The 15,982-nt window shown below is 67.0% G+C and carries 13 protein-coding genes and 4 pseudogenes; 11 read left to right on the forward strand and 6 right to left on the reverse strand.

What is annotated here, in order from left to right:
- Positions 1-12: 12 nt before the first annotated feature.
- The 5 genes and pseudogenes from N4G47_RS11945 to N4G47_RS11965 all read right to left on the reverse strand — a co-directional run bounded on the left by N4G47_RS11945 (position 13) and on the right by N4G47_RS11965 (position 3,967).
- Positions 13-695: pseudogene (locus tag N4G47_RS11945) on the reverse strand (DUF2058 domain-containing protein).
- A gap of 10 nt (positions 696-705) precedes the next feature.
- Entirely contained in the window at positions 706-945 is a 240-nt protein-coding gene (locus N4G47_RS11950) for a SlyX family protein (protein ID WP_046982650.1), read from the reverse strand.
- Positions 938-2,286: pseudogene (locus tag N4G47_RS11955) on the reverse strand (UDP-glucose dehydrogenase family protein). The gene N4G47_RS11950 and the pseudogene N4G47_RS11955 overlap by 8 nt, the downstream one beginning before the upstream one ends.
- A 23-nt stretch (positions 2,287-2,309) precedes the next feature.
- Entirely contained in the window at positions 2,310-3,287 is a 978-nt protein-coding gene (locus N4G47_RS11960; protein WP_249843548.1) for an FKBP-type peptidyl-prolyl cis-trans isomerase N-terminal domain-containing protein, read from the reverse strand.
- Between the two features lie 96 nt (positions 3,288-3,383).
- A pseudogene (locus N4G47_RS11965) lies at positions 3,384-3,967 on the reverse strand (glutathione peroxidase).
- Between the two features lie 366 nt (positions 3,968-4,333).
- Here N4G47_RS11965 and N4G47_RS11970 point away from each other — a divergent pair.
- From N4G47_RS11970 to N4G47_RS12005, 8 genes and pseudogenes are all read left to right on the forward strand, one after another.
- A pseudogene (locus N4G47_RS11970) lies at positions 4,334-4,566 on the forward strand (hypothetical protein).
- A gap of 2 nt (positions 4,567-4,568) precedes the next feature.
- Positions 4,569-4,928 carry a GntR family transcriptional regulator gene (locus N4G47_RS11975; RefSeq protein WP_107232934.1) on the forward strand — a complete coding sequence of 120 codons (360 nt, stop codon included), beginning with the start codon at positions 4,569-4,571 and terminating at the stop codon, positions 4,926-4,928.
- Complete coding sequence (locus N4G47_RS11980; RefSeq protein ID WP_475287364.1) at positions 4,928-5,803, forward strand: ABC transporter ATP-binding protein; 876 nt, start codon at positions 4,928-4,930, stop codon at positions 5,801-5,803. Before N4G47_RS11975 ends, N4G47_RS11980 begins: the two co-directional genes overlap by 1 nt.
- Positions 5,800-6,828, forward strand: a complete 1,029-nt coding sequence (locus N4G47_RS11985; protein ID WP_107232932.1) for an ABC-2 transporter permease — start codon at positions 5,800-5,802, stop codon at positions 6,826-6,828. The genes N4G47_RS11980 and N4G47_RS11985 overlap by 4 nt, the downstream gene beginning before the upstream one ends.
- A 25-nt stretch (positions 6,829-6,853) precedes the next feature.
- The gene (locus tag N4G47_RS11990) at positions 6,854-7,741 is read left to right on the forward strand and encodes a DUF4097 family beta strand repeat-containing protein (protein WP_309339957.1); all 888 of its coding nucleotides are present in this window, start codon (positions 6,854-6,856) and stop codon (positions 7,739-7,741) included.
- A gap of 30 nt (positions 7,742-7,771) precedes the next feature.
- The gene (locus N4G47_RS11995) at positions 7,772-8,377 is read left to right on the forward strand and encodes a YggN family protein (protein WP_475287366.1); all 606 of its coding nucleotides are present in this window, start codon (positions 7,772-7,774) and stop codon (positions 8,375-8,377) included.
- Positions 8,378-8,472: 95 nt separating this feature from the next.
- Entirely contained in the window at positions 8,473-9,075 is a 603-nt protein-coding gene (locus N4G47_RS12000; protein WP_475287368.1) for a YggN family protein, read from the forward strand.
- A 99-nt stretch (positions 9,076-9,174) separates the two neighbouring features.
- Positions 9,175-9,600, forward strand: coding sequence for a hypothetical protein (locus N4G47_RS12005; protein ID WP_475287370.1), 426 nt, complete (start codon positions 9,175-9,177; stop codon positions 9,598-9,600).
- A 109-nt stretch (positions 9,601-9,709) separates the two neighbouring features.
- Here N4G47_RS12005 and N4G47_RS12010 read toward each other — a convergent pair whose 3' ends face one another.
- Positions 9,710-11,149 carry a class II fumarate hydratase gene (locus N4G47_RS12010; RefSeq protein ID WP_475287372.1) on the reverse strand — a complete coding sequence of 480 codons (1,440 nt, stop codon included), beginning with the start codon at positions 11,147-11,149 and terminating at the stop codon, positions 9,710-9,712.
- A gap of 293 nt (positions 11,150-11,442) precedes the next feature.
- Here N4G47_RS12010 and purB point away from each other — a divergent pair, with 293 nt between their 5' ends.
- The 3 genes from purB to N4G47_RS12025 all read left to right on the forward strand — a co-directional run bounded on the left by purB (position 11,443) and on the right by N4G47_RS12025 (position 15,854).
- Entirely contained in the window at positions 11,443-12,810 is a 1,368-nt protein-coding gene (gene purB / locus N4G47_RS12015; protein WP_475287374.1) for an adenylosuccinate lyase, read from the forward strand.
- Between the two features lie 711 nt (positions 12,811-13,521).
- Positions 13,522-14,949 carry a ribosomal protein uL16 3-hydroxylase gene (locus N4G47_RS12020; RefSeq protein ID WP_475287376.1) on the forward strand — a complete coding sequence of 476 codons (1,428 nt, stop codon included), beginning with the start codon at positions 13,522-13,524 and terminating at the stop codon, positions 14,947-14,949.
- An 8-nt stretch (positions 14,950-14,957) separates the two neighbouring features.
- Entirely contained in the window at positions 14,958-15,854 is an 897-nt protein-coding gene (locus N4G47_RS12025; protein WP_475287377.1) for a GNAT family N-acetyltransferase, read from the forward strand.
- Positions 15,855-15,982: the final 128 nt, after the last annotated feature.

Below are 15,982 nucleotides of genomic sequence, written 5' to 3' on the forward strand. Positions count from 1 at the left end.
GCATTCACGCGTTTACCAGACCAGGTCGTCCGGCACCTGGTACTGCGGATCGGCGTACGGATCTTCCTCGGCCGGCGCGTTCGGATCGACCTTCAGCGCCACCGATGCGGCGAACACCGCCTCGGACTGCGCCAGCACCTCGGCGGTCACCAGCAGGTATCGGCCATTGAGCTGGACCACGCCCAGTTCACCGGCATTGAGCGCGGTGAGCTGTTCGGCGGTCACGTAGATGCGCTTGATCTTGCCACCGTACGGGAAGTGGCGGGCGATGTCCGCGTCCTCGGCATTCAGGCCCTTGTCCTTCAGCAGTTCTTCCAGCTTGGCCTTGGCCTCGCGGCGAATGCGCGCTTCTTCCTGCTTCAGGCGCTCGGTCTCGATGCGCTCTTCCTTTCCCGCTGCGCACGGATCGCGTAGGCCTTGGCCAGATCCATCTCTTCGGCGCTGCGCGGCTTGCGCGGGCCTTGCTGGCCGGGCCCACGGGACTGCCCGGGCTTGCCTGCACCCGCGTGGCCGTGGCCACCTCGGCGCTCGCCGGGCTTGTGCTCGCCCTTGCCGGCGCCCTGCGGCTTTCCATTGCCATTGCCACCCTTGCCCTGCGGGCGGCCATCACGGCGGGGGCCATCATTCTTGCGCTCGGGCTTGGGCGCGGGCTTGAAGCCCAGGCCCATCAGCTGGTCGCGGAGGGTATCGCTCATAGGATTCGGATCAGTAGTGCGGCGGCGGCGGTTCGCTCGCCGGATCGGAAGAATTCAGTGCGTTGCGGACCTTGCCAAGGTCTTCCAGCAGGACGCGCAGCACGTCGGCATTGCGCATGCCCTGCATGCGGGCATCGGCCAACGCATCGCTCAACTCGGCCAAGGCCTGTTCCTGGAAGGACACGCGCATTTCCAGTTCGACCAGGCGCGCTTCAAGCGCCTGTTCGCGTTCAGTGGGCAGCTCAGACATGCAGCGAACGCCCCCGGCCGATACCGTAGTACGCCACGCCTGCGGCTTCCACCTCGGCCGGGTCGTAGAGGTTGCGCCCGTCGAACACCACTGCGTCCTTGAGCTGCTCGCGCAGCTTCTGGAAATCGGGGCTGCGGAACTGCTTCCACTCGGTCACCACCACCAGCGCGTCGGCACCCTGCAGCGCCTCATCGGCACTGTTGCAGAACACCAGATCATCGCGCTCACCGAAAATGCGCTGCGATTCGTGCATTGCTTCCGGGTCGTAGGCGCGCACCGTCGCACCGCCCTCCCACAGCTGCGCCAGCAGGCGGCGGCTGGAGGCTTCGCGCATGTCGTCGGTGTTGGGCTTGAACGCCAGGCCCCACACGGCAAAGGTCCTGCCGCGCACACCCTCGTCCTCGCCCTTGTCGTAGTGACGCTGGATCAGGGCGAACAGATGGCCCTTCTGCGCATCATTGACCGCTTCCACCGCGTTCAGCAGCTTCGGTTCCAGACCGTACTGCTGCGCGGTGCGGGCCAGCGCCTGCACGTCCTTGGGGAAGCACGAGCCGCCGTAGCCGGCACCGGGATAGATGAAGTGCCAGCCGATGCGCGGGTCCGAACCAATGCCCTGGCGGACCTGCTCGACGTCGGCACCCACGCGTTCGGCGATGTTGGCGATTTCGTTCATGAACGAAATCTTGGTCGCCAGCATGGCGTTGGCCGCGTACTTGGTCAGCTCGGCCGAACGCACGTCCATTTCCACCACGCGATCGTGGTTGCGGTTGAACGGCGCGTACAGGCGGCGCATCATCGCCACCGATTCGTCGCTGCTGGCACCGATGATGATGCGGTCCGGGCGCATGCAGTCGGCCACCGCATCGCCTTCCTTCAGGAATTCCGGGTTGGACACCACGTCGAACGCGATGTCCTCGCCGCGCACCGCCAGTTCTTCGGCAATGGCGGCACGCACCTTGTCGGCGGTGCCCACCGGCACCGTCGACTTGTTCACCACCACCGTTGGTACCGCCATATGGCGGCCGATGGTGCGGGCCACGGCCAGCACGTACTGCAGATCGGCACTGCCGTCTTCGTCGGGGGCGTGCCCACCGCGATGAAGACCACCTGTCCATGGCCGATGGCGCTGGCGCCATCGGTGGTGAAGGACAGCCGCAGCGCGGCATGGTTGGCCTTCACCATCGGCTCAAGGCCGGGTTCGTAGATCGGGATGATGCCCTGGTTGAGCCCATCCACCTTGGCCTGGTCGATGTCGACGCAGACCACCTGGTGGCCTACGTCGGCCAGACAGGTGCCGGTCACCAGACCGACGTACCCGGTACCGAAAATCGCAACGCGCATATCCGTGCTGGCTCCGTGATCGCTTACGGCAGGACGCCCAGCAGCTCGACGTCGAAGGTCAGCGTGGCATTCGGGCCGATCGGGCCACCCGGGGTGCCGTTCTCGCCATAGGCCAGTTCGCCCGGGATCCAGAAGCGGTACTTCGAACCGACCGGCATCAGTGCCACGCCTTCGGTCCAGCCCTTGATCACCTGGTCCAGGCCGAATTCGGCCGGCTGGCGGCCGTAGGAGCTGTCGAACACGGTGCCGTTGAGCAGCTTGCCTTCGTAGTTGACGCGCACCTTGCTGCTCGGCAGCGGACGCTCGCCGCTGCCCGGGCGGATCACCTGGTACTGCAGGCCCGACGCGGTGGTCACCACGCCCGGCTGGGTCTTGTTCTTGGACAGGAACGCATTGCCTTCCTCACGGTTGGTCTGCGCGGCGGCGGCGGCCTTGGCCTGCATTTCGGCCTGCTTGCTGCCCATGAAGGCCTGGATGGTGGCGGTCGCGTCAGCTTCCGTCATCTTCGGCTGGCCCTTACTCAGACCCGTGCTGATTGCGTCAAACAATGCGGCAACGTCGATGTCGTCCTTCAGCTGTGCCAGCGACGGACCGACCGAGTAGGAACCGATCATCTGCGCGACCTTGACACGATCGACCTTCGGCGGCTGCGTGCCCGGCGCCATGCCCGGCACCTGCTGGCCGCTGCGCGCCATCACCACCTGGCGCAGCGCAGCGTCGGTGGCCTTGGCCTGTTCCTGGGTGATCTGCGGCTGCAGGCCTTCGAAGGAACGCTCCACGGCGGTGCGCAGCGCGGCCACATCGATCTCATCGGCGATCGGGGTGAACGACTTGGCCACGTCCAGGCCGATGGCATAGCCCAGCTTCTGCTTGGGGGAATTCAAGGTTGCGGTCTCCTTGGCGGCTGCCGGAGCAGCCGGTTGTTGCGACAGAGCGACACCCGAAGTGCCCATCGCCAGAATCAGAACCGACGCCGCGGCGCCGCGCATTCCCATCTTCATTCGCTGCATTCCTGGAAGTGTCTGGGCGCCGACGTCGGCGCGAAAAGAACCATTGTCGCACGCATGCCCCCGATGTCGAGGCATCCGTGCCGGATATCAATGCTGGGCGGCGGCCAGGGCCTTGTCGATGGCCGCAGTCAACTGCGGATCGTCCGGCGTCACCTTGCTGGCGAACTGGGCGATGACCTTGCCATCGCGGCCGACCAGGTACTTGTGGAAGTTCCAGCCCGGTGCCACGCCGGTGGCCGCGGTCAAGCGCTGGTACAGCGGCGTGGCCTCGGCGCCGACCACATGCACCTTCTCGAACATCGGGAACTTGACGCCGTAGGTGAGCGTGCAGAAATCCTGGATCTGCTTCTCGTCACCGGGCTCCTGGCCCTTGAAATCGTTGGACGGGAAACCGAGCACGGCAAAACCACGGCTGGCATAGCGCTTCTGCAGCGCCTCCAGGCCTTCGTACTGCGGGGTATAGCCGCACTTGCTGGCGGTATTGACCACCAGCAGCACCTGCCCGTGATAGCGCTGCTGCAGATTGATCTGCTGCTTGCCCGCCAGGGGCGGTACGACAGGTCAAGCAGATCGGTGGCCAGGGCCGTGGCCGGACCGGCAACGCCGGCAACCATCAGGGCCAGCAGGGAGAGCCCGCGCAGGCGGCGCAGGGAAACGGTCGGCAGAGGCATCAAGGTCAGTCCGTAGTGGCCTTTTACAGGGCCCGACCGGTACGGGCCGGGGATCGGCCGAACTATAGCACCGGGCCTGCGCTGCCCCGGCCGGCGCAGGCCGGACCGGCTTTGCGCGGAATGGCGACTTTGCCCGCGCTCGCCGGTACACGGCGCAGGAATGACACCGCATGGACAATACTGAATGCAAGGACGGTCCTGAGCGCCGCCTGCGTAATTCTTATTTCCGTTGAAAAACAATGAGTTGAATGAATATTTCGGTCATATGCCCCCCGTGCCATCAGTTGGGTCCGGCAAGGGCTTGCACGGCGGCGTGCCGGTGTTATAGTTGCATACAACACCAGTCACCTGAGACAGGGGGAAGCCATGAACGCTCGGATTCGTCGCACTCTCACCGCACCCGCGGTCACGGCCGTTTCGACGCTGCTGGTGCTGGCCTGGCTGGCCATGCCCGCCCCCCGGCCTCGGCCGACAGTGCGCAGGACGCGACCGTTTCACCGACAGGGACTGCCACCCCCTCCCCCTCCCCGCGTCGGCTGCACAGCTCCCTGTCCATGCCGTATTTCTCGTTCGCACAGCCGCTGACCCCACGGAGCTGAACATGAGCGACATCCAGTGGAGCGACGGCGCTCCGATCTACCGTCAGTTGAAGGAGCGCGTGATCGCCATGATGCTCGACGGAATCCTCAAGCCGGGCGACGCCCTGCCCTCGGTGCGCCAGGTCGCCGCCGACTATCAACTCAACCCCATCACCGTTTCGCGCGCTTACCAGGAACTGGCCGATGAAGGCCTGGTGGAAAAGCGCCGCGGCCTGGGCATGTTCATGACCGAGCAGGCGGCCACGCAGCTGCGCAGTACCGAGCGCGACCGCTTTCTCAACGAAGAGTGGCCGGCCGTACTGGAACGCATCCAGCGCCTGGGCCTGAGCCTCGACGAATTGCTGCCCCAGGGGAATGTCTGATGAATAGCTCCGCAAGTGAATCGGTGATCACCGCCCGAGGCCTGCGCAAGGCCTACAAGACCACGGTCGCGCTCGACAATGCCAGTTTCAGCATTCCGAGCGGGCGCATCGTCGGCCTGATCGGCCCCAACGGTGCCGGCAAGACCACCGCGTTGAAGGCCATCCTCGGCCTGACCTCGGTGGAAGGCGAGTTGAGCGTGCTCGGACGCGACCCGCGCCTGCACCGCGATGAGCTGATGAAGGACATCTGCTTCATCGCCGATGTTGCCGTGCTGCCGCGCTGGTTGAAGGTACGCGAGGCGATCGATTTCGTCGCCGGCGTGCATCCGCGCTTCGACCGCGCCCGTTGCGAGCGCTTCCTGGCCAACACCAAGCTTCAGCCCAGGCAGCGCGTGCGCGAACTGTCCAAGGGCATGATCGTGCAGCTGCACCTGGCGCTGGTGATGGCCATCGATGCCCGCATCCTGGTGCTGGACGAACCCACCCTGGGCCTGGACATCCTTTACCGCAAGGAGTTCTACCAGCGCCTGCTGGAAGACTACTTCGACGAACAGAAGACCATCATCGTCACCACCCACCAGGTGGAAGAGATCGAGCACATCCTCAGCGATGTGATGTTCATCCGCGATGGCCGCATCGTGCTGGATGCGGAAATGGACGACGTCGGCCAGCGCTATACCGAGCTGCTGGTGAACGCCGACCAGCTGGAAACGGCGCGCGCCCTGAAGCCGATCGACGAGCGCAGCCTGGCGTTCGGCAAGACCGTGATGCTGTTCGATGGCGTGCCGCGCACCCAGCTTTCCACCCTCGGTGAAACCCGCAGCCCGGGCCTGGCCGATCTGTTCGTCGCCATCATGAAGGGGACCTACGCATGAATGCCGTCAACCACCCTGTCGGCCCGATGGGCACCCTGCGCTGGCTGCTCAAGCGCGAATACTGGGAAAACCGCGGCGGCTTCCTGTATGCCCCGCTGATCGCCGGCCTGATCTCGCTGGTGATGAGCACCGTGGGCATCGCCTTCGGCCTGTTCGCCCTGCATCGCGCCGCCCGCGATGGTGGCCTGCACATCGACGGCGAGGACGTGAACATCAATGGCCTGGACCTGGCCCTGCTGACCCGCGACATCAGCGCCAAGGACCTGACCGACCTCGGCAATGGACTGGACCTGACCCTGGTACTCAGCTCGGCCTGGCCATTCCTGGTGCTGGCCTTCGTGGTGTTCTTCTACTGCCTCGGCGCACTGTATGACGACCGCCGCGACCGCAGCATCCTGTTCTGGAAATCGCTGCCGCTGTCGGACAGCCAGACGGTGCTGTCCAAGGTACTCAGCGCGCTGATCGTGGCGCCGCTGATCGCCGTGGTGGCCGGCATCATCACCATGTTCGGTTTCATGCTGGTCATCAGCATCGTCGCGCTGATGCACGGCGGCAGCCCGATGACCCTGATCTGGGGCCCGGCCAGCCCGCTGACCCTGGCCGCCGGGCATCTGGCCTGGATTCCGGTCTATGCCCTGTGGGCACTGCCGACTGCCGGCTGGCTGCTGCTGTGCTCGGCCTGGGCCAAGAGCAAGCCGTTCCTGTGGGCGGTGATGCTGCCGCTGTTTGCCGGCGTCATCGTCAGCACCACCAAGGTCATGCCGCTGGTTGGCCTGAGCACCGGCTGGTTCTGGCAGAACATCGTCGGCCGCCTGCTGCTGGGCGGCGTACCGGGCATGGACCTGCTGTACCGCCTCAGCGCCGATGACAACGCACGCCGCGACCTGGACTCGGTGGTCAGCCTGATGTCGCCGGCCTCGCAGTTGAAGTCACTGGCCATGCCGGAACTGTGGATCGGTGCGGTCGTCGGCGCACTGTTCATCTTCCTCGCCATCCGCCTGCGCAAGCGCGCCGGCGAGATCTGATCCCATCCCTCTGGAGGCACCACCCATGCGTTCCCTGCTCGCTTGTTCTGCGCTGTTGCTGTTGCCACTGTCGGCGCTGGCCGCCGATGCTCCGAACTGCAAGTTCACCGCTGCGCGCGCGTTGAAGCTGGACGTGGCCGGTGCCAAGGCGGTGGTCTTCGAAGTGAACCAGCATGACCTGAAGGTCGTCGCCAGCGCCGGCGGTGGCCAGCTGGACGGCCGGGCCTGCGCCTCCAGCCAGGAATGGCTGGACCAGCTGGTACTGGACCAGCGCCGGGTCGGTGACAAGCTGGTGGTGAGCCTGCGCCGCGAAGGCCGCACCAGCGGCATCAACCTGGGCAACAGCTACGCCTGGCTGGACATCCGTGGCAGCGTGCCGGACAACCTGCCGTTGCAGCTCAAGGTCGGCTCCGGCGATGCCAGCGTGGAGAACGCGCAGTCGCTGAGCGTGGACGTCGGTTCCGGCGATGCCATTGCCCGCGGCACCCGCGGCAGCATCCATGCGGCCGTGGGCTCGGGTGATCTCGACATCGATGGCGGCAGCTCGCTGAACCTGCTGTCGCTGGGTTCGGGCGACGTCAACGTACGCAATATCGGCGGCGATGCCAGCACCGGTACGGTGGGCTCGGGCGACCTGAAGATCAGCGATGTGCGCGGCAATGCGCGGCTGGACACGGTTGGCTCCGGCGACATCGAGTTCAAGCGCGTGCAGGGCAATGTGGAAGTCGGCGTGGTCGGCTCCGGCGGCGTCGATCTGGATGACATCGGCGGCAGCGTGCACGTGCGCAGCCACGGCTCGGGCGATATCCGCGTGGACGGCGTGCGCGGCGCGCTGACCGTCGACCACAGCGGCAGTGGTGATGTGGAGCACCGCAACGTCAGCGGCAAGGTCACCCTGCCGCGCAACAAGTAACCACCTTCCAATCGGTTCGAGGGGAATGCCATGAAGCTGTTGCGCCTGCTGCCCGCCACCCTGTTATGTCTGCCGCTGATCGCCTGCGGCGGCCCCGCCTCCACTCCTGGCAGCTCGGTCGGCAAGAGCGTGGCCGACGCCACCAGCGGCGTCAGCCAGACGGTGAAGGAGACCATGGACGACGCCCGCCGCGACATCGCCCAGGGCAACATCAAGATCTCTGCCGACAAACAACCGCGTGCGGAAATCACACCGGACGGCCACCTGCTGATCGATGGCAAGGATGTTCCGGCCAACGATGCACAGCGCCGCCAGCTGCTGGCCTACCGGGGCCACGTGGTCGCCATCGCGATGGACGGCATGGATGTCGGCCTGGCCGGCGCCAAGCTCGGTGCCAGCGCGGCCGGCGAAGCGCTGAAGGGCATCTTCAGCGGCGACAGCGAAGGCGTCGAGAAGCGCATCAACGCCGAGGCCGCCAAGATCGAGGCGCAGGCCAAGCGCATCTGCCAGCGCCTGCCGGCCATGCTGGCCAGCCAGCAGGCCCTGGCCCGCGAACTGCCTGCGTTCAAGCCCTACGCCACGATGGACCAGAGCGACGTGGACGACTGCGGCAAGGACACCGTGGTCCTGCGCTAGGCCGTTGGCGGGTCTGCGCATACGGCCGGCAGTGACATCGCACTGCCGGCCGGCGGCCCTACAATGACGGCCCCGGACGCCGACGAACCGAAGCCATGATCAAGCCGCTGCTGCTGGCCACCCTGCTGTGTCTGCCACTGCTGGCCTGCAACGGCAGCGCCGACAGCGCCGGCAAAGGCCTGGGCACGCGTGCGGCCGAGATCTCCGGCGGCCTTGGCCAGAAGGTCAGGGACGCCACCGATGAAGCCCGCAGGAACCTCGTCCGGGACAACACCGCGCTCCACGCCAAGGGGCAGCCGCGCGCGGAAATCACCGCCGACGGCCAGCTGTTGATCGACGGCAGGCCGATCCCCACCGATGCGGCACAGCGCCGCCAGCTGCTGGATCATCGCAGCCTGCTGATCGCCAGTGCCTCCGACCGCCTGGACGCGGATCAGACCTACGCCAATGCCGCCGACGCCACATTGAAGGGCCTGCTCGGCAGCGGCGGTGATGTCCGCAAACAGGTCGGCGGTGAGTACGACCGGCTCGAAGAGAAGCTCAAACGCATCTGTGCGCGCATGCCGGCGCTGCTGGCCAGCCAGCAGGCCCTGGCACGCGACATCCCGGCCTTCAAGGCCTACGCGACGATGACACAGAATGACGTTGCCACCTGCGGCAGGGGCGACGGCTCGCTCTCGATCCCGTTCGACGACTGAGACATTTCAGCGCACCCTGCCAGGGGCGGGCTGCCAAAGCCGGCCGTACTGCGCCGACCCGCTTACAATGGCAGCCCCGGACGCCCCCGAACCGACGCCATGAAGAAGCTGTTCCTGCTGCTGGCCGCCCTGCTCTGCCTGGGCCTGGCCGGCTGTGACAAGGATTACCGAAACCACCGCGCCGAGCGCGGCAAGCCCAAGATCTCCGTCAGCGAAGGCATGGTGACCGTGCGTCGCCCGCCGGCGCCGAACATCATCATCCTCGGCGATGGCACGATGAAGGTGGACGAGATCCAGATCCCGCTGGATGACGGCCAGAAGCAGATGCTGCAGACGATGTTCGGCAAGCTGCAGGTGCTGCGCCAGAACACCCTGGTGGCCGCCCCCGCCGACCCGAACATGCAGCCGGTGAAGATCCAGCCGCCGGAAGGCATGGACGTGATTCCGGCCGACCTGATCCAGCGCATCCCTGAATTCAAGGATTACACCGACACCTTCGGCAACATCGTCGCCGACCGTCGCTGAAGCAGAAACGCCGCCCAAGGGCGGCGTTTCTCATTTCGGTAGAGTCGAGCTTGCTCGACTGCTGCCTGGAACCTGAGCCGAGCATGGGCCCGGCTCTACATCCGGCCGATCAACCGCCGCCGCCGCCACCGCCTGCCTGGATGCCGCCAGCGGTCAGCGCGGTCGGGTCCAGCAGGCGACGCAGCTCGGCCTCGTCCAGGCCGCTGTCTTCCAGCGCCACATCCAGCACCGGGCGCTGCTCCTTGTAGGCGCGCTTGGCAATCGCCGCGGCCTTCTCGTAGCCGATGATCGGGTTCAGCGCGGTGACCAGGATCGGGTTGCGCGCCAGCGCCTCGGCCACGCGGTCCTCGCGCACCTTCAACCCGGCGATGGCACTGTCGGCCAGCAGCGTGGACACGTTGGCCAGCAGGCCGATGCCATCGAGCAGGTTCACCGCAATCAGCGGCAGGGTGACATTGAGCTGGAAGTTGCCGGTCTGCCCGGCCACGGTAATCGCGGTGTGGTGGCCGATCACCTGCGCGCAAGCCATCACCGTCGCTTCAGGGATCACCGGATTGACCTTGCCCGGCATGATCGAGCTGCCCGGCTGCAGCGCCGGCAGTTCAATCTCGCCCAGCCCGGCCAGCGGACCGGCGTTCATCCAGCGCAGGTCATTGGCGATCTTGATCAGCGCCACCGCCAACGCGTTGAGCTGGCCGGACAGTTCCACCGCGTCGTCCTGTGCGGCCAGGCCTTCGAACTTGTTCTCGGCGCTGTCGAACTTGAAACCGGTCTGCTGCTTCAACGCCTTGGCCACCTGCGCGCCGAAACGCGGGTCGGCGTTGATGCCGGTGCCGATGGCGGTGCCGCCCAGCGGCAGCCGACGCACGCGCTTGAGGCTGTCCTCGATGCGCTCCTGCGCCGAGGCCAGCTGTGCCGACCACGCACCGAACTCCTGCTCGAAGGTCAGCGGCATCGCATCCATCAGGTGGGTGCGGCCGGTCTTGACCACCTTGCGCAGGCTGCGGCCCTTCTTGTCCAGGGTCTTGCGCAGGTGCACCAGCGCCGGCAGCAGCTGTTCGTGAGTGGCCAGCACCGCCGACACGCGCAGCGCGGTGGGGATCACGTCATTGGAGCTCTGCCCCTGGTTGACGTGATCGTTGGGGTGCACGGCGGTCTTGCCGGCCTTGCCGGCGCGGTTGGCCAGGGTGGCGATGACCTCGTTGGCATTCATGTTCGACGACGTGCCCGAGCCGGTCTGGTAGACGTCGATCGGGAAATGCGCGTCCCAGTCACCGGCAGCCACTTCGGCGGCGGAGGTCTGGATGGCCTTGGCCACGGTCTTGGGCAGGTGGCCCAGCTCGGCATTGACGCCGGCGGCGGCGCCCTTGACCAGGCCCAGCGCACGAATGAAACCGCGCGGCATGCGCTGGCCCGAAACCGGGAAATTCTGCACGGCACGCTGGGTCTGCGCGCCCCACAGGGCATCGGCAGGCACCTGCAGCTCGCCCATGCTGTCGTGTTCGATCCGGAACCCGGTGGTTCCACCCTTGCTTGCAGCTTTGCTCATTGCATCGACTCCGCACTACTTCAGTTGGGGAAAGGGAAGCGGCGGCTGGCAGGGTGTCGCTTCCCGGGCTGGCGGCTGCGCCCACGATACTCCCTTGCCTGCAGTGCGGGATGACGAGCACGGGCCAGATCGTTTCATCCGCAGGGCCGTTGTGCGCGCACGGGGGACGTGCCGGTCGCTGGCCGGCAATCCATGGAATCGCGGGCCGGGCGTGATTGCCGGCCAACGGCCGGCACGACCTCACCGGCACGTCGTAGAATATCGGCCCCGCCGCTCGCCCCAGCCCTGCCGACATGTCCGATTCCGCCCTGCTCGCCCTGTCCCCGCTCGATGGCCGTTACGCCGGCAAGGTCGACGCCCTGCGCCCGATCTTCTCCGAATATGGCCTGATCAAGGCCCGCATCGTGGTCGAGGTGGAATGGCTGCTGGCGCTGGCCGCCGAGCCGGGCATCGTCGAACTGGCGCCGTTCTCCGAGGGCGCCATCGCCCGCCTGCGCGGGCTGGCCGCCGGCTTCAGCCCGGCCCAGGCCGCGCGCGTGAAGGAGATCGAGCGCACCACCAACCATGACGTCAAGGCGGTGGAATACTTCATCAAGGAACAGCTGAAGGACGACGCCGAGCTGGCCCCGGCGCTGGAATTCGTGCATTTCGCCTGCACCAGCGAAGACATCAACAACCTCAGCTACGGCCTGATGCTGGAACAGGCCCGCCGCGAAGTGCTGCTACCGACCCTGGACGGCATCGCCGCCAGCCTGCGCAGCCTGGCCCACGCCCAGGCCGGCCAGCCGATGCTGTCGCGCACCCATGGCCAGACCGCTTCGCCGACCACCCTGGGCAAGGAACTGGCCAACGTCGTCGCGCGCCTGGAGCGCCAGCGCAGGCAGATCGCTGCGGTCGAACTGACTGGCAAGATCAATGGCGCGGTGGGCAACTACAACGCACACGTGGCCAGCTACCCGGACGTGGACTGGCCGGCCTTCGCCGAGCGCTTCGTGACCGGGCTGGGTCTGGTGTTCAACCCGTACACCACGCAGATCGAGCCGCACGACAACGTCGCCGAGATCGGCGATGCCGCACGCCGCGCCAACATCATCCTGATCGACTTGGCCCGTGACATCTGGGGCTACATCTCGCTGGGCTACTTCAAGCAGCGCCTGAAGGAAGGCGAAGTCGGCTCGTCGACGATGCCGCACAAGGTCAATCCGATCGATTTCGAGAATGCCGAGGGCAACTTCGGCATCGCCAATGCGCTGTTCGAGCACTTCAGCGCGAAGCTGCCGATCAGCCGCTGGCAGCGTGACCTGACCGATTCCACCGTGCTGCGTGCACTGGGCACCGCGTTCGGCCACAGCCAGGTGGCGCTGGATTCGCTGGCCAAGGGCCTGGGCAAGCTGGAAGTGAACCCGCAGCGACTGGATGCCGATCTGGACGCAGCCTGGGAAGTGCTGGCCGAGGCCGTGCAGACGGTGATGCGTCGCCACGGCCTGCCGAACCCGTACGAGCAGCTGAAGGCACTGACCCGTGGCCAGGGCATCACCGCCGAGTCGATGCGGGCGTTCGTGCAGGGGCTGGAGCTGCCGGCCGATGCCAAGCAGCGCCTGCTGGAGATGACCCCGGGCAGCTACACCGGCCTGGCCGAGTCGCTGGCGAAGAAGATCTAAGGGGTTTCCTTTGCGGCGGCGGCCGCGGGCGCTGCCTGCGGCAGGCTTGTACTGCCAAGGCAACAGCAACTGCCAAGGTCAAAGGCGGCTCTGGATTTTGCCGCGCTTGGCGGGGCGGGTTGGATTCGCGGGGGACGCCGTGAATCCGTCCGTGGAGGCTTGGCAGCCGCATCCATGCGGCTGACACCCCCGCGAACCCAACCCGCCCCACCCCTGACAGATTTCCGGTGACGGATCGAAGAGCGTTGGGGTGTCGGGACGGAATTTGAAAGAGGGACGCGGCTTCGCCGCGTCCCTCTTTGTTTGTGGGGGTTTTGTAGAGCCGAGCATGGGCTCGGCTCTACAGATGCACAAGCGAGCGCAGCGCGCGACCCGCTTTTGCCGTTGATCTTCTTCCCTTCCGTGGCGGGCCGCGCAGGAAACTGTCAGGGGCCGGTCGGGTGGGCTGCGCGGGGGTGTCCGCCGCATGGATGCGGCGGCCAAGCTTACAGGGACGTACTTGCAGCGTCCCCCGCGCAGCCCACCCGACCGGCCAAACCCGGCTTTTGCTTTCAGCGACCAACCCCAGACCGCCGCCACGAGGGGCTCTGCCGTTGGCCGGAACGCCGCGACAAACCACCGCACGTGCGCAATCCCAACGAACGTCGGACAATGGAGGCCTTGGCGGCCCGCCACGCCGCCCCTCCCGCTTTCCGCTGCAAGGATTCCCCCATGGCCGCCCGCAAGTCCTCCGCTCCGCTCATCGAAGTTACCGCCCGCCCAGGCCAGCCGCTGGGCATGGCCCCGGCCACCTTCCTGCGCGATTTCTGGCAGAAGCGCCCGCTGCTGATCCGCAACGCCTTCCCCAACTTCCAGACCCCGGTGCAGCCGGAAGACCTGGCCGGCCTGGCCTGCGAGGAAGGCGTGCTGGCGCGCCTGATCGAACACAACAAGGCCCAGGACAGCTGGCGCGTGCGCAGCGGCCCGTTCCAGGAAGACATCTTCCCGGCCCTGCCCGACCACGACTGGACCCTGCTGGTGCAGGATGTGGACAAGTGGGACAAGGACGTTCGCGCCCTGATCGAGCACTTCCGCTTCCTGCCGCGCTGGCGCATGGACGATGTGATGATCAGCTTTGCCGCCACCGGCGGCTCGGTCGGCGCCCATGTCGACCAGTACGACGTGTTCCTGCTGCAGGCCCAGGGCCATCGCCGCTGGCAGATCGACGCCAGCGAATCGATCAAGGGCAAGCGCCCGCCACTGGGCTTCCGCCCGGACGTGGAGCTGAAGCTGCTGCAGGTGTTCAAGCCCACCCACGACTGGGTGCTGGCGCCAGGCGACATGCTGTACCTGCCGCCGAACGTGCCGCACCACGGCGTCGCCGAAGATCCCTGCCTGACCTTCTCCTTCGGCATGCGCGCACCGGCCTCGGCCGAGCTGATCAGCGACTACCTGGACACCCTGATCGCCGATGCCGACGAGAACATCCGCTACCAGGATGCCGACCTGAAGGTGCCGGCCGACCCGAACGAAATCGACACAGTGGCGATGGCGCGGGTGATCACCGCGCTCAATGCCATCCGCATGAACGACCCGGACAAGCTGGGCGACTGGTTCGGCCGCTTCATCACCACCTACCGCGCCGCCGGCGAAGTGATGGCCCACCAGGCCGCGCCGGCCCAGGAAGAGGTGGTCGAAGCACTGGCGTCCGGCCTGCTGCTGCAGCGCCACCCGTGGGCCCGGCTGGCCTGGCGCCGGGCCAAGCGTGGCGCCAGCCTGTACGTCAGCGGCCAGGACTTCGCGCTGCCGGTGAAGGACGCCCAGCGTCTGGCCGGTGCCGAGCAGCTCGACGCCGCCGCCTATCGCGGCCTGTCCGACAAGGGTCGCGCGGTGGTCCAGCAGCTGCTGGTCGGGGGCGTATTCCAGCTGATCGATCCGAACGAGATGTACGAGGCCGAAGACGAAGATGAAGACGACGGCGAGGATGCCGTGGTGCTCGGCGAGGTGGTCGAAGGCCGTGACCGCGTCGATGCGATCGACGCCGATGCGGTGTCCGACGATGTCCACTCAGTGACCGTGCATGACGACGGCATCGAGGTCATCGTCAGCTTCGACGACGAGGACGAAGACCAGGGCGACAGCAACGACGGCCGCGCCTGAGCCCTGCCATGATCCGGGTCCAGCAGGTCAGCCACGCCGACGCCCACACCGCCATCCATGGCGTGCGGCAGCAGGTGTTCGTGCAGGAACAAGGCATCGCCGCCGAACTGGAGCGCGACGCGCTGGACCCGGTCAGCGCCCATGTGCTGGCCCTGGGCGCCGACGGCCAGCCGGTCGGCACCGGGCGCCTGGCGCCGGATGGCCGGATCGGCCGCATGGCGGTGCTGGCCAGCCACCGCAGCCAGGGCGTCGGTGAAGCCCTGCTGGAGGCGTTGGTCGAAGCCGGGCGCCGGCTCGGCCTGGCCGAACTGCATCTGCACGCCCAGCTGCCGGCCCGCGACTTCTACGCCCGCCAGGGCTTCCTGTCCGAAGGTGAGGTGTTCGAGGAAGCCGGCATCGGCCACCAGCAGATGCGCCGCCGGCTGGGTGTGGCCAGCGCCATCGACAGCCGCGCCGAGGCGCTGGCCATCACCACCGCCATCCTCCACCGTGCCCGCCGCCAGCTGTGGCTGCACAGCCGCCAGCTGGACCCGGGCCTGCTGGACGCGCCACCGGTACAGGCCGCCCTGCGCCGCTTCGCCACCGCCCGCCACGACAAGCAGCTGCGGGTGATCGTGCACGACGCTGCCGCCATCGCCGCCGCAGGGGCACCGCTGCTGGCGCTGGCCCAGCGCCTGCCCAGCGTGATCCAGTTCCGCGAGGTGACAGACCCGGTCGACCGTGCGCTGGCCTCGGCCTGCCTGCTCAACGATGCCGGCGACTTCTACTTTCGTCTGATCGGGCATCGCCTCGACGGCGAGGCCGGTATCGCGCTGCCGGCACGTTCGCAGCCGTTCGAACAGCAATTGCAGCGTGTCTGGGACCGTTCGCGCGAATGCAGCGAACTTCGCGCGCTCGGCATCTGAGCCGACAGCGCCGCCCCAACCTGTCTGGAAGCGGCATCGGGGGACGCGGGATGCCGCCGCTGCTGCCCCTTCGTGTCCGGATGGGGGTACAATTTGGCTGTTTGAACGCGCCCGTGCAGGGCTATTCA

The sequence above is a fragment of the Stenotrophomonas sp. GSD10 genome (assembly GCF_056172695.1).